Source organism: Asticcacaulis sp. (genome assembly GCF_027484505.1).
In the GTDB taxonomy this organism is placed as follows: Bacteria; Pseudomonadota; Alphaproteobacteria; order Caulobacterales; family Caulobacteraceae; genus Asticcacaulis.
The window spans coordinates 1-20,663 of record NZ_JAIXSV010000348.1 but is presented as its reverse complement, the minus strand read 5'-3'; the positions used below and the strand labels follow the sequence as shown (position 1 = coordinate 20,663).

Sequence of the window (20,663 nt, the reverse complement as noted above, 5' to 3'; positions counted from 1 at the left end):
TAAACAGCAGGCTTAGTTCAGGCCGAAGCTCTTGACCGCCGTTTCCGCCAGCGGATAGAGCCCTGACAAAGCGAAGGCCGCGATCGGGAAGGCAAAGGCCGCCGCTGCATAGGCAATCCACTTCGCTTCGAACGGCGCCTTGTCCAGCTCGCCCTTATCCCCATCGAACCACATCACCTTGATGATGCGCAGGTAATAGAAGGCCGCGATAACCGAGGCCACCAGACCGGCCACGGCAAAGCCCCAGTAACCGGCTTCGAGCGCCGCACCGAAGACGAAGAACTTGCCCCAGAAGCCGGAGAAGGGCGGCATCCCCAGTACCGACAGGGCTAGAACCGTGATGGCGATGGTCAGCTTCATATCGACCTTGGACAGCCCCGACAGGTCGTCGATCTTGCTGACCGCAATGCCCTTACGCGACAGGGCGATCTGCGCTGAGAACAGGCCCAGCGTATCGACCATGTACAGGACCGAGAATAGCAAGAGCGCCATGACACCCTTGTCCGTCCCGGCCGCCAAGGCCAGCATGGCGTAACCCATATTGGCAATCGACGAATAGGCCAGCAGGCGCTTGAAGTCTTTTTGCATCAGACCGCCGAGGCCGCCGATCAGGAAGGACAGGGTGGCGATGGCCAGCAGGACCTGCGCCCACTGATCGTGCAGACCCGCAAAGGCGTCATTGAGGACACGCGCCAGCAGCACCAGAGCCGCAAACTTCGGGGCACCGGCGAACAGGGCTACGACCGGGGTCGGTGCGCCTTCATAAACGTCCGGCGTCCACATGTGGAACGGTGCGGCAGACACTTTGAAGGCCAGACCGGCAATGACGAAGACCAGACCGAAGATCAGGCCGACCTGCATATTGGCCTGAGCCGAGGCCGCAATGGCGTCGAAATTCATCGAGCCCGCAAAGCCATAGACCAGCGAAATACCGTAAAGCAGCAGGCCCGAAGACAGGGAACCCAGCACGAAATACTTCAGGCCGGCTTCCGAGCCCTTGGCGTCGTCGCGGCGGAAGGCCGCCATGACATAGGCCGCCAGCGAGTTCAGTTCGAGGCCGATATAGAGGGCGATCAGGTCGCCCGCCGACACCATCATGCTCATGCCGATAGCCGACAGGGTAACGAGGATCGGGAATTCGAAGCGGTTATTGTTCTGACGCTCGAAATAGCCGCGCGCCAGCACCACCACCAAAGCCGAGGCGATGTAGATGAAGGTCTTGGCGAAATTGGCCACGCCGTCGGCGATGAAAGACCCGTTGAAGACCTTACCGTGACCGTTGAAGGCCGCGGCAAAGGCCGCCGCGATCAGGGCCGCACCACACAGCGCCGCGACCGAGCCCGCCGCCTTGTCACCGCGCAGCGCCCCGTAGACGAGGATGCCGAGTACGGAAACCGCCAGGATCAGTTCCGGAAGGGCCAGATGAAGAGCCGATGTCAAATCCATAATGGGCGCTCCTATCCGCCGATAACAGCGCGGTACGTCGCCACAACGGCGTCCACGCTGGCGGTGGTAAAGTCAAATACAAAGGCCGGATAGATACCCAGCAGCAGCGTCCCCGCGATCAGGGGCGCAAAGATGATTTTTTCACGCAAGGTCAGATCCGGATGGCCCTTGAGCTGTTCATTGGTCACGTCGCCGTACATGACGCGCTTGAAGAGGGTCAGGGCGTACATGGCCGAAAGGATGACGCCGGTGGCGGCAACCAGCGCGGCCCAGGTCGAAGCCTGATAGAGGCCGGTCATGGTCAGGATTTCCCCGACAAAGCCCGACGTGCCCGGCAGGCCGACATTGGCCATGGTGAACAGCAGGAAGACAAAGGCGAAGTGCGGCATCAGCTTGGTCAGACCGCCGTAGAAGGCGATTTCGCGCGTATGCCAGCGGTCATAGACCACACCGACGCAGAGGAAGAGCGCACCAGAGATAAAGCCGTGCGAGATCATCTGATAGACCGCGCCCTGCACGCCTGCCTGATTGCCCGCGAATATCCCCATGGTCACGAAGCCCATGTGGGCGACCGACGAATAGGCGATCAGCTTTTTGATATCCGTTTGACGGAAGGCGATCAGCGAGGTCACGACGATGGCGATGACCGACAGGGTCAGCACGAAGGGCGTGAACAGTTCCGAGGCATAGGGGAACATCGGCAGGTTGAAGCGGATGAAACCGTAACCGCCGAGCTTCAGCAGAATACCGGCCAGCAGGACCGAGCCAGCGGTCGGGGCCTGAACGTGGGCGTCAGGCAGCCAAGTGTGCACCGGCCACATCGGCATCTTCACCGCGAACGAGGCGAAGAAGGCAAACCACAGCCACGGCTGCGCCGCTTGCGAGAAGGCGTAGGTCGAAAGGGTCGGAATATCCGACGTACCCGCCACACCGACCATGTACAGCATGGCCGCCAGCATCAGTACGGACCCCAGAAGGGTATAGAGGAAGAACTTGTAGGCCGCGTAGATACGGTCCTTGCCACCCCAGATACCGATAATGAGGAACATCGGGACCAGACCGCCTTCGAAGAAGACGTAGAAGAGGAACAGGTCGAGCGCGGTGAAGACGCCGATGACCAGCGTTTCCAGCACGAGGAAGGCGATCATATATTCAACGAGCCGCGTCTTGACCGAGTCCCACGAAGCGAGAATGCACAGCGGCATCAGCAGCGCCGTCAGGGCCACGAACAGCACCGAAATGCCATCGACGCCCATGTGGTAGCTCAGGAAGCTGAACCACTGCACCTTTTCCACGAACTGATAGTCGGTGGTGGTGCGGTCGAAGCCCGCCAGCAGGATGACGGTCAGGGCCAGCGTCGCCAGCGTCGTCCACAGGGCGATCCACTTGGCATTGCGCTCGATGACGCTGGCGTCATCCTTGCGCGAGACCCATTTGACGCCAAGAATGGCCAACGCCCCTACCAGCGGCAGGAAGGTAATAAGGCTAAGAAGATTGGGGATTACCGGTGACATACTTAAAAGCTCTCCCCTATCGCGCCATACCGAAGACAACCCAGGTCAGAAGACCCGCGATGCCGAGGAACATGACGAAGGCGTAGTGATAGACATAGCCCGTCTGAGTCTTGACCAGACGCTGCGCCGATTTCAGCGCCGTCCAGGCGGCACCGTTCGGGCCCAGGCCGTCGATGATCTTCACATCGAGCACCTTCCAGAACAGGTCGCCGAGCGCCTTGGAACCCTTGACGAAGGTCGCCTGATACAACTCGTCGAAGAACCACTTGTTGTACAGGAAGGTGTACAGCGGCCCCTTGCGCGCCGCCATGGCCTTGGGCAGGGCGGGCTTCAGCAGGTAGAAGTACACGGCCAGAGCCGTACCGATCAGGGTCACCACCAGCGGGGCCCATTTGACCCAGGCTTCCTCGATGTGGTGCGCCTCATGCAGGACGTGGTTGTGCGGTCCGTGCTGAATGGCGTGGCCCCAGAAGGCGTGGGCATGATCGCCGATAAAGTACGGGGCGAACACGAAACCGGCTGCCACCGCACCGATCGACAGCACGATCAGCGGGATCAGCATGACGATCGGGCTTTCATGCGGCGTATGCGCATGGCCGTGGTGATCGTCATGACCATGAGCGTGGGCATGATCGTCATGAGCATGAGCGTGGGCATGATCGTCATGAGCATGGGCGACAGCGGCATGGGCATGGTCGTCATGGCCGTGTGCCTGATGATCGTCGTGGGCGGCTTCCCAGTGCTTTTTGCCGTGGAAGGTCATGAAGGCCAGACGCCAGCTATAGAAAGCCGTCAGCAGAGCTGCCAGAATACCGATCACGAAGGCGAACATGCCCTGCGGGGTATTATGGGCCGCCCAGGCGGTTTCGATGATCATGTCCTTAGAGAAGAAGCCCGCGAAACCAATCTGCGTGTAGGGAATGCCAAGGCCGGTGATGGCGATGGTGCCGATGGTCATGGCTGCGTAGGTGACCGGCAGATACTTGGCCAGACCGCCCATGTGACGCATATCCTGTTCGTGGTGCATCCCGTGGATGACCGACCCGGCCCCAAGGAACAGCAGCGCCTTGAAGAAGGCGTGTGTGAACAGGTGGAACATGGCCGCCTCGTAGGCACCGACGCCCGCCGCGAAGAACATGTAGCCCAACTGCGAACAGGTCGAGAAGGCGATAACGCGCTTGATGTCGTTTTGCGTGAAGCCGATGGAGGCAGCGAAGATGGCGGTGATGGCCCCGATATAGGTGACTATCATCTTGGCCACCGGCGCATATTCAAACAGCGGCGACAGAAGGCAGACCATGTAGACGCCGGCGGTCACCATGGTGGCGGCGTGGATCAGGGCCGACACGGGGGTCGGACCTTCCATGGCGTCCGGAAGCCAGGTGTGCAGGAAGAACTGCGCCGACTTACCCATGGCACCGATGAACAGCAGGAAGGCGGCCAGATCGAGCGCCGAGAAGCTGTGGCCGAGGAACATCCAGCTGGTATCGGCCTTGGCGGCGATCAGCGGGAACAGTTCGTGGAAGTTGATGGTCCCGAACATCCAGTAGATCGTCATGATGCCCAGCGCGAAGCCGAAGTCACCGACGCGGTTGACGACGAAGGCCTTAATGGCCGCCGAAGACGCCGAGTCCTTCTGGAACCAGAAGCCAATCAGCAGGTAGGAGGCCAGACCGACGCCTTCCCAGCCGAAGAAGAGCTGCATGAAGTCGGCCGCCGTCACCAGCATCAGCATGGCGAAGGTAAACAGCGACAGGTAAGCGAAGAAGCGCGGGCGGCTGGGGTCTTCGGCCATGTAGCCCCAGCTATACAGGTGGACCAGCGACGAGACCGAGGTCACCACGATCAGCATGGTGGCCGACAGGGCATCAATGCGGATCGACCACGCCGAGTGGAAGGTGCCGATATTGATGAAGTCGAGCAGCTTTACGGTGAAGGGCTCAAGGCCACCCCAGGTGTGCTGAGCGAAGGTGTACCAAGACAGGGCGCAGGACAGGAACAGGAGCCCGGTGGTCACCGCCTGAGAGGCGATGTCACCGATCTTGCGCCCGAACAGGCCCGCGACCAGAGCCCCCAGAAGCGGGGCCAGAACAAGGATCGTAACCAGGTTTTGCATGACTTCCCTTAGCCCTTCATCATGCTGGCGTCATCGACTTCGATGTCACCGCGGTTACGGAAGAACGTCACAAGAATAGCCAGACCGACCGCCGCTTCCGCAGCCGCAACGGTGAGGACGAACATCGCCATGATCTGACCCTGCACATTATGCAGGTGCGTCGAGAAGGCGACGAAGTTGATATTGACCGCCAGAAGGATCAGTTCGATCGACATCAGGATGATGATGATGTTGCGGCGGTTCATGAAGATGCCGAACACCCCAATGGTGAACAGGATGGCCGAAACGATCAGATAGTGTTCAAGACCGATAGTCATTCCTTGATTCCTTCGCCGGTTTTGACCTTGACGATGGCCACGGCGTCCTTGCGGCGGCGCGTCACCTGGGTGTGGATGTCCTGACGCTTGACGTAGGTGCGGTGCTGGAGCGTCAGCACGATGGCGCCGATCATGGCCACCAGAAGCACCAGACCCGCCGCCTGGAAGACATAGACATAATCTGTGTAGAGGACGCGACCGATGGCTTCGATATTGCTCATCTCCGCGCCATAGACCTGAGGCGATTGACCCGCCGCCGCGCCGCGCTGGGCCACGGCCGAGGAAATCATGATCAGCTCGATCAGAAGCAGGATGCCGACCACCATGCCGATGGGCAGGTAGTTGGCAAAGCCCTGCCGCAGCTTGGTGAAGTCCACATCCAGCATCATGACGACGAAGAGGAAGAGGACCGCCACCGCGCCGACATAGACGACAACCAGCAGCATGGCGAGGAATTCCGCCCCCATCAGGACGAACAGGCCCGCCGCCGAAAAGAAGGCGAGGATCAGAAACAGCACCGAGTGCACCGGATTGCGCGCGGTTATCACCAGCGCCCCCGATACGACGGTCACGGCCGCCAGAATGTAAAAGGCTATTGCCAGCATGATCGGGACCTCCGCCCCTTCTCTACTTTGCGGGTTCGGGATCGCTCCCTAGCCCCTCAGACTGTGATCCCGCAAGGCATATCCTTACGGAATCGGTGGATATTCATACGCTCAATCAGCGGTAAGGCGCGTCCAGTTCGAGGGCGCGTGCAATCTCGCGCTCCCAACGGTCGCCATTGGCCAGCAGTTTCGACTTGTCGTAGTACAGCTCTTCGCGCGTATCGGTGGCGAATTCGAAGTTCGGCCCTTCGACAATGGCATCGACCGGACAGGCTTCCTGACACAGGCCGCAATAGATGCACTTCACCATATCGATGTCGTAGCGCGTCGTGCGGCGCGACCCGTCTTCACGCGGCTCGGCCTCGATGGTGATGGCCTGAGCCGGGCAGATGGCTTCGCACAGCTTGCAGGCGATGCAGCGTTCTTCGCCGTTGGGATAGCGACGCAGGGCGTGCTCACCGCGGAAGCGCGGGCTGATCGGCCCCTTTTCAAACGGGTAGTTGATGGTCTTCTTCGGCTTGAACATATATTTCACGGCAAGGCCCGTGGCCCCGACGAAGTCAAGCAGCAGCGCGCCCTTGGCGGCTTGGACAAGACGGCCGATCATGCGAAATTACCTCCGAAAACCTGGTAGGCCGCGATGATAACGACGGCAACGAGAGACAGGGGCAGAAAGACCTTCCAGCCCAGACGCATCAGCTGATCGTAGCGGTAGCGCGGGACGATGGCCTTGGCGATGGCGAACATGATGAACCAGAACACCACCTTAACGATGAACCAGCCGAGACTGATCAGGGTGTAGGCCAGAGTGCCGGGAGCAATGATCGAGTCCATCGGGATGGGCGATTGCCAGCCACCGAAGAACAGAATGGTGATCATGGCGCACATCAGCACGATGTTGGCGTATTCACCGATCATGAACAAAAGGTACGGCGTCGAGGAATATTCGACCTGATAACCGGCAACCAGTTCGGATTCGGCTTCGGGCAGGTCGAACGGCGGACGGTTGGTTTCGGCCAGAGCCGAAATGTAGAACATGACCATCATACCGAACATGACCGGCAGCTTGATAATGCCAAGGCCCAGAAGCCCGCCGCCGCCGAGGAAGTTCCAGTTCCAGAAGCCCCCGGCCTGCTTGTTGACGATATCCGACAGGTTCATCGACCCGGCCAGCAGCACAACCGTGATGATGATGAAGCCCAGCGACACTTCGTAGGACACCATCTGCGCGGCGGAACGCAGGCCGCCGAGGAAGGGGTATTTCGAGTTGGAAGCCCAGCCGCCCATGATGATGCCATAGACACCCAGAGACGAGATGGCGAACAGGTAGAGGATGCCGACATTGATGTTCGACACCACCCAGCCCGGCGCGAACGGAATGACCGCCCACGACATGAAGGCCAGAACGAAGGTCAGAAGCGGCGCGATCAGAAAGACCGGCTTGTCGGCACCGGCGGGGATGATGACTTCCTTCAGCACGAACTTGAAGAAGTCGGCGAAGGACTGCATCAGGCCGAAGGGACCGACGACGTTCGGCCCTTTGCGCATCTGCACGCCGGCCCACACCTTGCGGTCACCCCACAGCAGGAAGGCCAGCGAGACCATCACGCCGACAATAACGGCGAGGGCCTGCCCGATGGTGATGATCGTCCAGCCCCACGGACCGGCCCAGAAATTAGCGTCTGTCATATGCTCTTACTCCGCCGCCAGGCTCACCGGACCGGACCGGGTGGCCGAAATATCGGACATGGCCACGGACGCCCGCGCGATGGGGTTGGTCAGGTAGAAGTCTTTGATAGTGCCGGCGAAGGTTTCGCCAGTGATCTCGCCCTTGGTCCCCAGTATCGCCACGTCGAACGCCTTGGGCGTCGGGCGCGCGTCGATACGGCCAAAGGTCGGATGATCGGTGATCAGGGCGTGGCGCAGGTCCGACAGGCTGTCGTAAGGCAGGGTCTTGCCCAGCTTGGACGACAGGGCGCGGAAGATGGCCCAGTCCTCTTTGGCCTCGCCCTTCGGGAAGACGGCGCGTTCGGAAATCTGCACGCGGCCTTCCATATTGACGTAAAGGCCCGACTTTTCGGTATAGGCTGCACCCGGCAGGATGACGTCCGCCGCCGAGGCCCCTGCATCGCCGTGCGAGCCGACGTAAACCACAAACGACCCCTTGAGCTTCGCCGTGTCGATTTCGTCGGCGCCCAGCAGGACCACGACGTCCAGCTTACCGTTCAGTATGCCTTGCGTATCCAGCCCGCCCTCACCCGGCACGAAGCCGAGGTCGAGGCCAGCGACGCGCGCGGCGGCCTGATGGACGATGTTGAAGCCGTTCCAGTCTTCGCGCACCACATTGTAGGGCTTGAGGATTTCGCTGGCGATCAGGGCCAGCACAGCGGCACCCTCTTCACCCGACACCGCACCGGAACCGATCAGCACGGCGGGCTTTTTCGCGTCCTTAAGGAGGTCACGGAAAGCCGATTTCTTGAACTCTTTCAGCGCCTTCGAGCCAGAACCTAAGTGCGCATACTCATAGGTCAGATCACAGGCTTCGCCGATCACAGCGACCTGCGTCTTGCCCTTGAGCCACGACTTGCGGATGCGCGCATTGATCAGCGGCGCTTCGAGGCGCGGATTGGTGCCGATCAGCAGGATGACATCAGCCTCTTCGATCCCGGCAATACCGGAATTGAACAGCCAGGCTTCGCGCGGCGTGTTGGCCGAGACCGGACCGAAGGCTTCACCATACTGGCGGCAATCGAGGTTTTTAACGCCCAGCGAGATGAACAGGTCCTTGGCCGCTTTCAGGCTTTCGGCGTCCTGAAGATCACCGGCGATGACACCGACCTTGTCCGCAGACGTCGCTTGCAGCTTACCCGCCACGGCGTCCAGCGCCTCATCCCACGAGGCCGGGGTCAGGCTGCCATTCTTGCGCACATACGGGCGGTCAAGGCGCTGACGGCTCAGACCATCGACGGCGTAGCGCGACTTGTCCGACAGCCATTCCTCGTTGATGTCGTCCTTCAGGCGCGGCAGGGCGCGCAGCACGGTCGAACCACGATAGTCGATACGGATGTGCGCGCCCAGCGCGTCGTGCACGTCGATGGTTTCGACCTTTTGCAGTTCCCACGGGCGGTAGTTGAACGACCACGGCTTGTGAGTCAGGGCCCCGACCGGGCACAGATCATTGAGATTGCCCGACAGTTCCGACGACACGGCCTGTTCGAGATAGGAGGTGATCTCGGCGTTTTCGCCACGCGAAATCATGCCCATTTCAGTGACACCGGCCACTTCGGTCGAGAAGCGGACGCAGCGCGTGCACTGGATGCAGCGCGTCATGAAGGTCTTGATCGTCGGCCCAAGATACTTTTCTTCGACGGCGCGCTTGTTTTCCTGATAGCGCGAGCCATCGCGGCCATATCCCATGGCCTGATCCTGAAGGTCGCATTCACCGCCCTGATCGCAAATCGGGCAGTCGAGCGGGTGGTTGATGAGCAGGAACTCCATCACGCCTTCTCGCGCCTTCTTGACCATCGGCGTGTTGGTGAAGATTTCCTGACCGTCGGCGGCCGGCAGCGCACACGAAGCCTGCGGCTTCGGCGGTCCGGGCTTCACCTCGACGAGGCACATGCGGCAGTTGCCGGCGATCGACAGGCGCTCATGGTAGCAGAAACGGGGAATTTCCTCACCCGCCAGCTCCGCCACCTGAAGCACGGTCATGCCGGGTTCGAACTCGACCTCGACACCATTGACTTTAGCTATCGGCATCTGCCTCAAACCTCATACAAAAAAAGCATTCCGAACCGTCAGAACCACGACTTGTCGCCAGCGACATAGTCCTCATGGAACTGTTGTTCGGACTTGAACAGGTAGATGATCAGCTCGATGAACGAGATGAACGCCACCGCCAGACCCGGCAGGATCAGGAACCAGCCAATCGTGCCGCAAGCAAGCATGATCAGACCGGCATTGGTCTTGCCGAGATAGAATTTGTGGACGCCCCAGATCCCGAAGAAGAAGGTCAGGAGGGCCGCCACCCATTTGTTCTTGTCAGGTATACCGGACTTGATGACGTAGACGCTGACGGCGACGCCCTCAGAGCCTTCGAAATCCACCGCCATACCGGCTGCTACGGAGCGGGCACCGCCCATCAGGTCGGCGCGCGAAAAGCTGTAGCGCTGACCGTCATCGCCGCTGATCAGGCCCTGACCTGTGGCATCGCTGAATGAAAGTACCTTGCCCCGCATGACCGCCCCCTACTCCGCCGCAATCGAATGTCCGGCGAAGTTGCCCTTCGACGAACGATATTGCGCGATACGATCTTCAATTTCGTGACGGAAGTGCCGGATCAGACCCTGAATCGGCCAAGCCGCCGCGTCGCCCAGCGCGCAGATGGTGTGGCCTTCGACCTGCTTGGTCACGTCCAGCAGGATGTCGATTTCCTTGGGGTCCGCATCGCCCTTAGCCATGCGCTCCATCACGCGCCACATCCAGCCCGTGCCTTCGCGGCAGGGCGTGCACTGACCGCAGGATTCGTGCTTGTAGAAGTAGCTGAGACGCGCGATGGCCTTGATCAGGTCGGTCGATTTGTCCATCACAATCACCGCCGCCGTACCGAGGCCGGAGCCCAGGCCGCGCAGGGTGTCGAAATCCATCGGCATGTTTTCGCACTGTTCAGCCGGGATCATCGGCACGGACGAGCCGCCCGGAATGACGGCCTTCAAATTGCCCCAGCCGCCCCGGATACCGCCGCAGTGATCCTCGATCAACTGACGGAAGGGGATCGACATGGCCTCTTCGACATTGCAGGGGCGCTCAACGTGGCCCGAAATGCAAAACAGCTTGGTGCCGGTGTTGTTTTGTGCGCCGAAACCGGCAAACCACGCCGCACCGCGACGCAGGATGGTGCCGACAACCGCAATGGATTCCACATTATTGACCGTCGTCGGGCAGCCATAGAGCCCAGCACCGGCCGGGAACGGCGGCTTCAGGCGCGGCTGGCCCTTCTTGCCTTCCAGCGATTCCAGAAGCGCGGTTTCTTCGCCGCAGATATAGGCCCCGCCACCGTGGTGGACATAGATGTCGAAATCCCAGCCGTGGACATTGTTCTTGCCGACCAGCTTCGCCTCATAGGCCTGCTTGATCGCCGCTTCGAGACGCTCGCGCTCGAAAACGTACTCACCACGGATATAGATGTAGCAGGCGTGGGCCTGCATCGCGAAAGACGCAATCAAACAGCCTTCGATCAGCAGGTGCGGATCGTGGCGCATGATTTCGCGGTCTTTACAGGTGCCCGGTTCCGATTCGTCGGCATTGACGACCAGATAGTGCGGACGGTCCTTGACCTCCTTCGGCATGAAGGACCACTTCAGGCCGGTCGAGAAACCCGCGCCACCGCGCCCGCGCAGCCCCGAATTCTTCACATTGGTGATGATCCAGTCGCGCCCGTAGGACAGGATGTCCTTGGTCGCGTTCCAGCAGCCGCGCTGCTTTGCCCCCTCAAGGCCCCAATCATGGAAGCCATACAGGTTGGTAAAGATGCGGTCCTTGTCTTCGAGAATACCCACCATGATTACGCCTTGACCTCCGCTTCCGGAGCATTGGGGATTTTGAGCGGCTTGGCTGCCGAACCGTCATACAGCGACGGGTCTTTCAGCGTGGTTGCGCCGCCCAGCGGTTCTGACGTGAAGCGGCCATTGTAGGGGCCGGTCTTCGGCGTCTTGCCCGCCGCGAAATCGTCGATGATCTGGGCCAGATTGTCCGGCGTCAGGTCTTCGTAGAAATAGTCGTTGATCTGCGCCATCGGGGCATTGGTGCAGGCACCGAGGCATTCAACCTCCTGCCAGTAGAACTTGCCATCGGCCGAAAGCTTGTCCTTCGGGCCGATCTTGTCCTTACACACCTTCATCAGGGCCTCAGAGCCGCGCAGCTGGCACGGAGTCGTACCGCAGACCTGAATCAGCGCCGCCGAGCCCACCGGCTCCAGCATGAACATGGTGTAGAAGGTGGCCACTTCGTACACGCGGATGCGCGCCATGCCGAGCATTTCGGCGACGACGGCGATGGCGGGTTCCGACACCCAGCCCTCCTGCTTCTGGATCAGCCACAGGATGGGGATGACCGCCGACTGACGGCGGTTTTCGGGGTATTTGGCAATCCACCAGTTAGCCTTTTCAAGCGTTTCCGGCTTGAACGCAAAGCTATCCGGCTGAACGGCGGCGAGACGGCGAACGGACATCTCAGGCCTCTCTCATCTGGGATACGGTAGGATTATAAGCGGGCAGGCTCATTGTTTATAAGCCTCCCAGCGATCGTTGCGGGCCTTCATCATGCGCGCGCTGGCCGCCTTGACCAGCGGGATGCGCCGCGCGACCATCATCGACACGACGGCGACAGCGATGGAGGCAAACACCATGGGGGATTGGCCATACTGCGGGTTGACGTCGATATAGATGCGGACGCCGAAGATGATCAGCAGCATGGGCGCGTAGGAAATGACGGTTTCCAGCACCAGATCCTGCAAATAGCCCTTCATGCCGCCGGGGTGATAGCCCCAGGCCGCCTTGGCCAGCCACAAACGCAGACCCAGCGCCACCGCCAGGAACACGAGGACGAGCAGGAAGGTTTGCCAGGTTTGGAGTTGAAAGCCCTGCATCAGCGGTCCACTTCCCCGAACACGATGTCAAGCGAGCCGAGGATGGCCGACACGTCGGCCAGCAGGTGACCACGGTTCATCCAGTCCATCGCCTGAAGGTGGGCAAAGCCCGGCGCGCGGATCTTGCAGCGGTACGGCTTGTTGGAGCCGTCCGACACCAGATAGACGCCAAACTCACCCTTGGGCGCTTCAACGGCGGCATAGACTTCGCCCGGCGGGGTCTTGAAGCCTTCGGTGTACAGCTTGAAGTGATGGATCAGGGCTTCCATCGAATTCTTCATGTCGGCGCGGCGCGGCGGCGTGATCTTGTGATCGGTAGCCAGCACTTCACCGCCCGTTACGCGAAGCTTTTCAACGCACTGTTCCATGATCTTCACGGCCTGACGCATCTCTTCGACGCGGCAAAGGTAACGATCCCAGCAATCGCCGTTCTTGCCGATAACGATATCGAAGTCGAGTTCGTCATAGCATTCATAAGGCTGCGACTTGCGCAGATCCCACTCGATGCCCGAACCGCGGATCATCACACCGGTAAAGCCCCAGTCATAGGCTTCCTGCTTGCTGACCACGCCGATATCGACATTGCGCTGCTTGAAGATGCGGTTTTCGGTGACCAGAGATTCGATATCGGCCAGGGCGCGCGGGAATTCCTTGCACCACTGCTCAATGTCGTTGATCAGTTCCGGCGTCAGATCCTGATGGACGCCACCCGGGCGGAAGTAGTTGGCGTGCAGACGCGCCCCGCAGGCGCGCTCATAGAACACCATCAGCTTCTCACGCTCCTCGAAGCCCCACAGCGGCGGCGTCAGGGCACCAACGTCCATGGCCTGAGTGGTGATGTTCAGCAGGTGCGACAGAATACGACCGATTTCCGAGAACAGGACGCGGATCAGTTGCGCGCGCCTGGGCACTTCGAGGCCGAGCAGACGCTCGATCGCCAAACAGAAGGCGTGCTCCTGATTCATCGGCGCCACATAGTCGAGGCGATCGAAATAGGGCGTGTTCTGCAAATAGGTGCGGTATTCCATCAGCTTTTCGGTGCCACGGTGCAGCAGGCCGATATGCGGATCGACACGCTCGACGATTTCCCCGTCGAGGTCGAGCACCAGACGCAGAACGCCGTGGGCCGCCGGGTGTTGCGGGCCGAAATTGATGGTGAATTTGCGGTCGTCAAAGTTGGCGCGTGCCTCTACCTCTTCGAAGGCCCCGGTGCGGGGATCGACAAAGGAGGACAGCGGGGTTTTGATGTCTTCAGCCATGATAACCCTTTACGCCTTGTTCGGATTGGCAGCCTTCTCATCGCCCGGAAGGACGTAGGAGGCCCCTTCCCATGGCGACAGGAAGTCGAAACGACGGAATTCCTGAACCAGCTTGACCGGTTCGTACACGACGCGCTTCTGCTCTTCGTCGTAGCGCACTTCGACGTGGCCCGTCATCGGGAAGTCCTTGCGCAGCGGATGGCCGGAGAAGCCATAGTCGGTCAGGATACGGCGAAGGTCCGGCTGACCCGAAAACAGCATGCCGTACATGTCGAAGGCTTCACGCTCGTACCAGTCGGCGTTCGGATAGACGCTGCGCACGGTCGGGACGGGTACGGCTTCATCCGTCATTACCTTGACGCGCAGACGCAGGTTCTGCGTCAGTGACAGCAGGTGATAGACGACGTCGAAACGACGCTCGCGCTTCGGATAGTCGGCTCCGCACAGGTCGATCAACTGGTGAAAGCGGTAGGGCTCGGCGCGCAGCTTGGTCAGCACTTCGACGATGCGCTCACGCTCCACCACCAGCGTCAGTTCGCCAAAGGCATGAATGACGTCGATCAGCGCTTCCTTGAAGTCGGCGCGGGCCTGTTCGGCGATCTTGAGGAATTTTTCTTCAGACATTGCGTGAAATCCCTCTTAGCGGCGGATCGTGCCGTTGCGGCGGATCTTCTTCTGAAGCTGAAGAAGACCGTAAAGCAACGCTTCGGCCGACGGCGGGCAGCCCGGCACATAGACATCGACCGGCACAATGCGGTCACAGCCGCGCACAACGCTGTAGGAATAGTGGTAATAGCCACCGCCATTGGCGCACGAGCCCATCGACAGGACATAGCGTGGATCGGGCATCTGGTCATAGACCTTGCGCAGAGCCGGTGCCATCTTGTTGGTCAGGGTCCCGGCGACGATCATCAGGTCCGACTGACGCGGTGAGGCGCGCGGCGCCATGCCGAAGCGCTCCATGTCATACCGCGGCATCGAGGCCTGCATCATTTCAACAGCGCAGCACGCCAGACCGAAGGTCATCCACATCAGCGAGCCGGTGCGCGCCCAAGTGATAACATCGTCCGCCGAAGCGACGAGGAAACCCTTCTCGTTCAGCTCCGAGGACACGGCCTCAAAGAACTTGTCGTGGACCTTGGGATCGTAGCCCTCAACGGTGCTGCGGCCGGCGTGACCGGCAGGAATGATTACTCCCATTCCAGGGCTCCTTTGTTCCACTCATAGATAAAGCCGACCGTCAGGACGCCCAGAAAGACCATCATCGACCAGAAGGCAAACTGCATACCCGCCTGCGGCAGGTCGAACATCGACACCGCCCACGGGAAGAGGAAGGCCACTTCGAGATCGAAGATGATGAACAGGATCGAGACGAGATAGAAGCGCACGTCAAACTTCTGACGGGCGCTGTCGAAGGCGTTGAAGCCGCATTCGTAAGCCGAAAGCTTTTCGGTGTCGGGGGCCTTGGGCGCCAAAACCAGCGCCGCGATGATGAACCCCAGCCCAAGGACGAGGGCGATGCCGAAGAAAATCACAATCGGCAGATACTTTATAAGGAGGGCTTCCATTGTACGATCCCACTTTTGGCTCTGCCCCACCCATGGTGCACCGCAAAAGGTTCGGGGGACAGACTCAACTGAGCCTATTAGACCACCTCGCGCCGCGCTTCAAACACTCAAAAGCCTAAAATCGGGGGAAATGCCAAAAATGTCGTCGAATTTTCTGCACTTGAAAATCGTTCTCAACCGCTCCCCGGTCTTCCACAGCCAAATGGCTTTTTGACGGTTTTACGCAATATGGCGCTTGACACCGCAGGCCGCCCCGCACTATCTAGCGCACCTCTTCGGAGGGGCTAACGTCCTGACGCAGAGAACGACAATGTGTGAATGCGGGTGTAGCTCAGTTGGTTAGAGTGTCGGCCTGTCACGCCGAAGGTCGCGGGTTCGAGCCCCGTCACTCGCGCCACCTGGAGGATACGCTCTCTCAGGTGGCCCCGCATATCCTCTCTTTTTCTTTCATTAAAATTCATCTTCGCGCAAAATTTGCATTAGGCAAATCTGTGTCTTCGCGTGTATGTCTGTGACGAAACAGGGTTGACGCAAACGACATATACGGGCCCCGGCATGTCCGGGATGACATAGAATAGCCCATATTCGTCCCGAAGAGTCGCCGCTGACACGAAAGCGGGAAAATTCCGCCAGTAAATTATTTCTTTGGGGGCAGGCGCGCCATTGCATGACGCGACGCGTTGTTCTGTCTGAGAATTCAAATCGACGAGCGAAAGCGAGACTATGCGCAAATCTCATCTCTTCAATGCCACCGCCCTTGGTCTGGTCATCGCGGTTACCGCAGGTGTGGCACAGGCTGAAGTCGTTATTAACACTTCGACGACCGCCCCCGTCAAAACCTCCACGGCGACCACGGCGGGCGCTGCGGATGACATCAAGCTGGATACAGGCGGCACGATTGCGCTGAAAACTGCGGGTGCACGCGCAATCACAATCGATTCGAACAATAAGGTGAACGTCGTCGGCGCGATCGACATGTCGTCTTCGGGCGACGACGCCACGGGCATTTATATTGATGGCGGCCGCACCAGTGGTCTCACCCTTTCCGGCAAGATCACCGTCACTGACGACTATACCCCGACAGATACAGACTCCCCTGCGGACGGCATCACAGATGGCGTCTTTGCCAAAGGCGAGCGTCGTTATGGTATTCGTTCTGTTGGCACCTCCCCTTTCATTGGCGATGTCAGCCTCGCTTCAAGCAGCGCTATTCAGGTCGAAGGTAACAATTCCTATGGTGTACGCTTTGAAAACGTCCTGACCGGTAATTTTGCCTCCGACAGCACGGTAAACGTCGTGGGCACAAACGCGCGTGCCTATTCGTTTGAAGGCGGTGTCACGGGTAATATCGTCATCGGCGGTTCGACGACGGTTCAGGGTGAGAATGCTACGGCGCTCAATCTCGCCAGCAACCTCACCGGCGCGCTGATTCTAGACGGAACGGTCGCTGGCACCGGCTACCGCCTGACCACAGTGACGGACAAGGCGACACTGGACAAGCTGCAGGCCGAAGACAAGCTGCAAGCGGGGCCACTGGTCAATATCGCTGGCAACGTCACCAAGGGCATACTGATTCAGTCTACCATTGCCGATACTGACGCTTCGAAGGCGGAAGCCGAGCGCAATAACGACGAAGACGGTAATGGTGTCACCGACACGGGCGACGGTGCCGCCAGCCTGTCGCAATATGGTGGTGCCGCGGCCCTTAAGGTCGGTTCGTCCACGCAGGACATTACCATCAACGCGATCAATATCGCGACGACCGCTACGGATACCTACAAGAACCAGAAGTTCGGCCTGGTCGTGCGCGGCAGCATCGCCTCTTCCGGCGTGTTCGAAGGCGTGGTCGCCAAGGCCATCGAAACGGGTGGCATGGGTCGCACCGTCACCTTTGAAAACGGCATCCTGATCAATGGCACCGTTGCGGCCTCATCCTATCTGGCCGAAGCGCGGACCGCCAACCTTCTGGCCGGTACGGTCGCCAACGCGTTTAATGTTGGCGGCACCCTGCGCGCCGCCAACAGCTCCACCAAGAACGAAACCGCCTATGCCCTCTATATCGGCTCAGGGGCTAAGGTGCCCGAAGTCAATATCAGCGGCACGATCAGCGCGGCGTCAACGGGCTCAAAGTCGAACGCAACGGCTATTTTCGACGGCTCGAACACGCTGGTGCGCCTGAACAATACCGGCAACATCACGGCCTCGATCACCCAGACCGACGACGACGGCAATGGCGTCGTTGACGCGACCAACAACCGGGCCGTGGCCATCGATCTGAGCGGTAATACGGCCGGCGTCACCCTGGTCCAGACCGACCTCAAGCCGGATGATAACGCGGTCGCCGCCCCGGTCATCTCAGGCGATATCCGTCTGGGCTCCGGCAATGACGTGGTGAAGATCGACGGTGGCTTCGTCATTGGCAATATCGACTTCGGCGCAGGCAGCAACAGCCTGAGCATCACGACCAACGGCATTGTTGGCGGCAAGATGACCGGCTCCGGTACGGTGTCGCTCGACATCGTGAAAGGCGCGCTCAATCTCGATACCGGCTCCAAGCTCAACGCCACAACGGTGAATGTGCGTAAGGAGGGGACGCTGCGCTTTGTGCCGGATACGGCCAATCCCAACACCCCCCTTATCGCCGCCTCCGGGGCCGCCGTGTTTGAAACCGGCGCCAAGGTGCAGATAGGCATGTCCAGCATCGTCAAGCCGGCGACGCGCTACACGCTTCTGACCGCTTCGAACATCACGCTCGGCACGCTCGATACGGCCAGCCTCGACAGCAATATCCCCTATCTGTATAAGGCCGCCCTTTCGACCAATACGGCCAATACGGCGCTGTACGCCGATGTGCGCCTGCGTACACAGAGCGAAACCACCCTGTCGGTCAATGAGTTCGCGGCCTTCGATGCCGTTATGACCGCCGCCCAGGGCAATGCCAATGCCACACGCGCCCTGCTCGATCCGACCACGGCGGATGGTTTCAACAAGGCCTATCTGTCCTTCCTGCCCGACTATTCCGGCGAAACGCTGCTGACCCTGTCCAAGAGTAATGACGGTCTGTCGCGCACCATGGCCAGCCAGTCGATCATCCCGCAGGCGGGCGTCAACCAATACTGGGCACAGGAATACGGCTTCCAGATCAATCGCGACCGCACAGACGTCACGGGCTTCGAATCGACCGGCTTTGCTTTTGCCGGGGGCGTTGAGCGCGGCATTACCTCGACGCAGGCTGCGGGTCTTTATCTTGCCTACACCGCCACCAACCCCAAGGGCACGCTGGGCGCACCGGACGAAGACCTCAGCTCGACCGACCTGTCGCTGGGGGCCTACTGGCGCATGGATAACGGTTCGGGCCTGAAAGGCTGGGTGCGCGGTGGCGTGGGCTACGCCAATTTCGAATCGAAGCGTCAGATCCTCGAACCCGCCTTCATCGCCAGTTCGACCGCCAAGTGGAAGGGCGTCAGCTATTCGGGCAGCATCGGAGCCTCCTATAGCGTCGATGCCGGCTGGCTGAGCCTGACCCCCATGGTCAGCGCTGACTATTTCGGCCTGAAGGAAGACGCCCATACCGAAACCGGCGGCGGCACGGCCTTCGACCTGTCGGTGGATGAGCGCACTGGCCATATCTTCAGCGGCACGGCCTTGCTGAATATCGGCCGCTCCAACAAGACCGCCCTCTTCCGTCCGGAAATCTGGGTCGGCTACCGCAACAACTTCTCGGCGGAGATCGCCGATACGGTGGCGCGTTTTGGCACTGCTACGCCGTTCACGCTCAAGGGCGGCGACATCAAGGGCGGCGCCCCGATTGCCGGTGTGCGCCTCGCGGCCTCCAACGAGTACAGCTATTTCGGTATCGAAGCCGAATATGAAAAGTACGACGCCTACGACAACGTCTCGCTGTCACTGCGCGCCCGCTTCCAGTTCTGATCGGCTACAGATCGGACCGCAAAAACCGCCGGTAACCCCGGCGGTTTTTTTATGCGCTTTCTACGGACGATCACAGGTCTTCGTGCTGAGCGTTTTCACGGCTACGCCTATCCTCAATCCATCGAAGAGATAGAGGAGCCTTCCTATGGCGAGTACAACAACGGCCCCCGGTAAGGGCACAAACAGCATTCTCATCCTGATTGGCGTGGCCGTGATCGCCCTGCTGGCGGTCGGTGCCGTGTTTCTGATGCAGGACAACCGCAGCGGTTCCGAGCGCATGGGCGATGCCGTAGAGGCCCTGCCGCAGGGCGTGGACAAGGCCGCTGATGAGTTGGGTGATCAGCCGCCCGCCGAAAACATCAAACGTAACGCCGAAAAGGCGACAAACTAAAGATCAGACCGGTCTGAGAACGCTCAGGCCGGTTTTTCTTTGCCGCCTTAGACGCGCAAAAACCAGTATGATGTGTGGGGGAAATGGTGGGCGATGGCGGGATCGAACCCCCGTTTGCGTCAGCAAACATACAAAGATGCGGCGGTTCGCAAATTGTAGGGGGAAATGGTGGGCGATGACGGGATCGAACCGCCGACCTACTCGGTGTAAACGAGCCGCTCTGCCAGCTGAGCTAATCGCCCCTGCCATAGGGAACCGGCCATTAAAAACCGGAGGCCGGTCAATGCCAACCTCCGGTCCCGAAGTCAAGCCGTTTCGGCTTAAATTCTGTGAGTCATATTATCCCAACGGCCGAAGATGCTGACCGCATCCGGCCGTTGAAACTCGCGAATGTAGCGTCTGCGACACGGGCACGAGACATTCGCGAAACGTATCAGGCGTCATTGAAATGACGCCTGATATTAGCCGTTCAGGGCGTTCTTCAGGCCTTCGCCGACGCGGAAGCGCGCGGTGACCGAAGCCGGACGCGAAACGGTTTCGCCGGTACGCGGGTTGCGGGCAGTGCCGGCTTCGCGCTTCACAGCGAGGAAGGTGCCGAAGCCGACGAGGCGGACTTCTTCACCCTTTTTCAGGGCGTCCACGACGGAATCGGTGAAGGCGTCAACGGCCTTCTTGGCTTGTTCCTTGGTCAGGCCCGCCTGATCGGCAATGGCGGCCACGAGTTCAGCTTTGGTCGTCATAAGTTTCTCCCTGCCCGCCTTGGCGGGCATTTGTGTGAACCGTTCCCTGTCGGACTCAGCGAGTCGTCGGCGGGTGGACCCGATAGAGACTACAAAAACCCCCGCTCGTCAAAAGCGAAATCGCATTTTTT

General features: G+C 60.0%; 19 protein-coding genes and 2 tRNA genes. 3 read left to right on the top strand and 18 right to left on the bottom strand.

Features of this window, described 5'->3' with window-relative positions:
* Window positions 1-12: 12 nt before the first annotated feature.
* From nuoN to Q0072_RS20395, 16 genes are all read right to left on the bottom strand, one after another.
* Window positions 13-1,446 (bottom strand): NADH-quinone oxidoreductase subunit NuoN, encoded by a 1,434-nt coding sequence (nuoN, locus tag Q0072_RS20470; RefSeq protein ID WP_272742628.1) that lies wholly within the window; start codon window positions 1,444-1,446, stop codon window positions 13-15.
* Between the two features lie 11 nt (window positions 1,447-1,457).
* Complete coding sequence (locus Q0072_RS20465; protein ID WP_298333637.1) at window positions 1,458-2,960, bottom strand: NADH-quinone oxidoreductase subunit M; 1,503 nt, start codon at window positions 2,958-2,960, stop codon at window positions 1,458-1,460.
* Between the two features lie 16 nt (window positions 2,961-2,976).
* Window positions 2,977-5,076 carry an NADH-quinone oxidoreductase subunit L gene (gene nuoL / locus Q0072_RS20460; protein ID WP_298333635.1) on the bottom strand — a complete coding sequence of 700 codons (2,100 nt, stop codon included), beginning with the start codon at window positions 5,074-5,076 and terminating at the stop codon, window positions 2,977-2,979.
* 8 nt (window positions 5,077-5,084) lie between these two features.
* Window positions 5,085-5,393 carry an NADH-quinone oxidoreductase subunit NuoK gene (gene nuoK, locus Q0072_RS20455; protein ID WP_013480276.1) on the bottom strand — a complete coding sequence of 103 codons (309 nt, stop codon included), beginning with the start codon at window positions 5,391-5,393 and terminating at the stop codon, window positions 5,085-5,087.
* Complete coding sequence (locus tag Q0072_RS20450) at window positions 5,390-5,998, bottom strand: NADH-quinone oxidoreductase subunit J (RefSeq protein ID WP_126423706.1); 609 nt, start codon at window positions 5,996-5,998, stop codon at window positions 5,390-5,392. The genes nuoK and Q0072_RS20450 overlap by 4 nt, the downstream gene beginning before the upstream one ends.
* A gap of 115 nt (window positions 5,999-6,113) precedes the next feature.
* On the bottom strand, window positions 6,114-6,605 hold the full coding sequence (nuoI, locus tag Q0072_RS20445) for an NADH-quinone oxidoreductase subunit NuoI (protein ID WP_013480274.1): 492 nt from the start codon (window positions 6,603-6,605) through the stop codon (window positions 6,114-6,116).
* A complete protein-coding gene (nuoH, locus tag Q0072_RS20440) occupies window positions 6,602-7,687 on the bottom strand; it encodes an NADH-quinone oxidoreductase subunit NuoH (RefSeq protein WP_126423705.1) in 1,086 nt (361 codons plus the stop codon). Before nuoH ends, nuoI begins: the two co-directional genes overlap by 4 nt.
* A 6-nt stretch (window positions 7,688-7,693) precedes the next feature.
* Window positions 7,694-9,757, bottom strand: coding sequence for an NADH-quinone oxidoreductase subunit NuoG (nuoG, locus tag Q0072_RS20435; protein ID WP_298333632.1), 2,064 nt, complete (start codon window positions 9,755-9,757; stop codon window positions 7,694-7,696).
* A 38-nt stretch (window positions 9,758-9,795) separates the two neighbouring features.
* Window positions 9,796-10,236 (bottom strand): NINE protein, encoded by a 441-nt coding sequence (locus Q0072_RS20430; protein WP_298333630.1) that lies wholly within the window; start codon window positions 10,234-10,236, stop codon window positions 9,796-9,798.
* 9 nt (window positions 10,237-10,245) lie between these two features.
* A complete protein-coding gene (gene nuoF / locus Q0072_RS20425) occupies window positions 10,246-11,559 on the bottom strand; it encodes an NADH-quinone oxidoreductase subunit NuoF (protein WP_298333628.1) in 1,314 nt (437 codons plus the stop codon).
* 2 nt (window positions 11,560-11,561) lie between these two features.
* The gene (gene nuoE / locus Q0072_RS20420; protein ID WP_290794990.1) at window positions 11,562-12,227 is read right to left on the bottom strand and encodes an NADH-quinone oxidoreductase subunit NuoE; all 666 of its coding nucleotides are present in this window, start codon (window positions 12,225-12,227) and stop codon (window positions 11,562-11,564) included.
* 48 nt (window positions 12,228-12,275) lie between these two features.
* Window positions 12,276-12,644, bottom strand: a complete 369-nt coding sequence (locus tag Q0072_RS20415) for a hypothetical protein (protein WP_013480268.1) — start codon at window positions 12,642-12,644, stop codon at window positions 12,276-12,278.
* Window positions 12,644-13,903, bottom strand: a complete 1,260-nt coding sequence (locus Q0072_RS20410; RefSeq protein ID WP_298333623.1) for an NADH-quinone oxidoreductase subunit D — start codon at window positions 13,901-13,903, stop codon at window positions 12,644-12,646. Before Q0072_RS20410 ends, Q0072_RS20415 begins: the two co-directional genes overlap by 1 nt.
* A 9-nt stretch (window positions 13,904-13,912) precedes the next feature.
* Window positions 13,913-14,527, bottom strand: coding sequence for an NADH-quinone oxidoreductase subunit C (locus tag Q0072_RS20405; RefSeq protein ID WP_298333621.1), 615 nt, complete (start codon window positions 14,525-14,527; stop codon window positions 13,913-13,915).
* A 15-nt stretch (window positions 14,528-14,542) separates the two neighbouring features.
* Window positions 14,543-15,103, bottom strand: coding sequence for an NADH-quinone oxidoreductase subunit B family protein (locus Q0072_RS20400; RefSeq protein WP_107872381.1), 561 nt, complete (start codon window positions 15,101-15,103; stop codon window positions 14,543-14,545).
* Window positions 15,094-15,471: an NADH-quinone oxidoreductase subunit A gene (locus Q0072_RS20395; RefSeq protein ID WP_013480264.1), complete on the bottom strand. Its 378-nt coding sequence runs from the start codon at window positions 15,469-15,471 to the stop codon at window positions 15,094-15,096. Before Q0072_RS20395 ends, Q0072_RS20400 begins: the two co-directional genes overlap by 10 nt.
* Window positions 15,472-15,791: 320 nt before the next feature.
* Between Q0072_RS20395 and Q0072_RS20390 the strand changes: the two genes are divergently transcribed.
* From Q0072_RS20390 to Q0072_RS20380, 3 genes are all read left to right on the top strand, one after another.
* A tRNA-Asp gene (locus Q0072_RS20390) sits at window positions 15,792-15,868 on the top strand.
* A 326-nt stretch (window positions 15,869-16,194) separates the two neighbouring features.
* On the top strand, window positions 16,195-19,401 hold the full coding sequence (locus Q0072_RS20385; protein ID WP_298333615.1) for an autotransporter domain-containing protein: 3,207 nt from the start codon (window positions 16,195-16,197) through the stop codon (window positions 19,399-19,401).
* Window positions 19,402-19,546: 145 nt separating this feature from the next.
* Complete coding sequence (locus Q0072_RS20380) at window positions 19,547-19,792, top strand: hypothetical protein (RefSeq protein WP_013480261.1); 246 nt, start codon at window positions 19,547-19,549, stop codon at window positions 19,790-19,792.
* Between the two features lie 166 nt (window positions 19,793-19,958).
* On the opposite strand, the gene Q0072_RS20375 is transcribed toward Q0072_RS20380, so the two are convergent.
* Window positions 19,959-20,034 (bottom strand) — tRNA-Val (locus tag Q0072_RS20375).
* A 219-nt stretch (window positions 20,035-20,253) separates the two neighbouring features.
* A complete protein-coding gene (locus Q0072_RS20370) occupies window positions 20,254-20,562 on the bottom strand; it encodes an HU family DNA-binding protein (protein WP_298333612.1) in 309 nt (102 codons plus the stop codon).
* Window positions 20,563-20,663 lie beyond the last annotated feature (101 nt).

What these genes read in the sequence shown, in the direction of transcription:
- nuoN (WP_272742628.1), bottom strand. Translation starts at nt 1,446, where the DNA reads ATGGATTTGACATCGGCTCTTCATCTGGCCCTTCCGGAACTGATCCTG.
- Q0072_RS20465 (WP_298333637.1), bottom strand. Translation starts at nt 2,960, where the DNA reads ATGTCACCGGTAATCCCCAATCTTCTTAGCCTTATTACCTTCCTGCCG.
- nuoL (WP_298333635.1), bottom strand. Translation starts at nt 5,076, where the DNA reads ATGCAAAACCTGGTTACGATCCTTGTTCTGGCCCCGCTTCTGGGGGCT.
- nuoK (WP_013480276.1), bottom strand. Translation starts at nt 5,393, where the DNA reads ATGACTATCGGTCTTGAACACTATCTGATCGTTTCGGCCATCCTGTTC.
- Q0072_RS20450 (WP_126423706.1), bottom strand. Translation starts at nt 5,998, where the DNA reads ATGCTGGCAATAGCCTTTTACATTCTGGCGGCCGTGACCGTCGTATCG.
- nuoI (WP_013480274.1), bottom strand. Translation starts at nt 6,605, where the DNA reads ATGATCGGCCGTCTTGTCCAAGCCGCCAAGGGCGCGCTGCTGCTTGAC.
- nuoH (WP_126423705.1), bottom strand. Translation starts at nt 7,687, where the DNA reads ATGACAGACGCTAATTTCTGGGCCGGTCCGTGGGGCTGGACGATCATC.
- nuoG (WP_298333632.1), bottom strand. Translation starts at nt 9,757, where the DNA reads ATGCCGATAGCTAAAGTCAATGGTGTCGAGGTCGAGTTCGAACCCGGC.
- Q0072_RS20430 (WP_298333630.1), bottom strand. Translation starts at nt 10,236, where the DNA reads ATGCGGGGCAAGGTACTTTCATTCAGCGATGCCACAGGTCAGGGCCTG.
- nuoF (WP_298333628.1), bottom strand. Translation starts at nt 11,559, where the DNA reads ATGGTGGGTATTCTCGAAGACAAGGACCGCATCTTTACCAACCTGTAT.
- nuoE (WP_290794990.1), bottom strand. Translation starts at nt 12,227, where the DNA reads ATGTCCGTTCGCCGTCTCGCCGCCGTTCAGCCGGATAGCTTTGCGTTC.
- Q0072_RS20415 (WP_013480268.1), bottom strand. Translation starts at nt 12,644, where the DNA reads ATGCAGGGCTTTCAACTCCAAACCTGGCAAACCTTCCTGCTCGTCCTC.
- Q0072_RS20410 (WP_298333623.1), bottom strand. Translation starts at nt 13,903, where the DNA reads ATGGCTGAAGACATCAAAACCCCGCTGTCCTCCTTTGTCGATCCCCGC.
- Q0072_RS20405 (WP_298333621.1), bottom strand. Translation starts at nt 14,527, where the DNA reads ATGTCTGAAGAAAAATTCCTCAAGATCGCCGAACAGGCCCGCGCCGAC.
- Q0072_RS20400 (WP_107872381.1), bottom strand. Translation starts at nt 15,103, where the DNA reads ATGGGAGTAATCATTCCTGCCGGTCACGCCGGCCGCAGCACCGTTGAG.
- Q0072_RS20395 (WP_013480264.1), bottom strand. Translation starts at nt 15,471, where the DNA reads ATGGAAGCCCTCCTTATAAAGTATCTGCCGATTGTGATTTTCTTCGGC.
- Q0072_RS20385 (WP_298333615.1), top strand. Translation starts at nt 16,195, where the DNA reads ATGCGCAAATCTCATCTCTTCAATGCCACCGCCCTTGGTCTGGTCATC.
- Q0072_RS20380 (WP_013480261.1), top strand. Translation starts at nt 19,547, where the DNA reads ATGGCGAGTACAACAACGGCCCCCGGTAAGGGCACAAACAGCATTCTC.
- Q0072_RS20370 (WP_298333612.1), bottom strand. Translation starts at nt 20,562, where the DNA reads ATGCCCGCCAAGGCGGGCAGGGAGAAACTTATGACGACCAAAGCTGAA.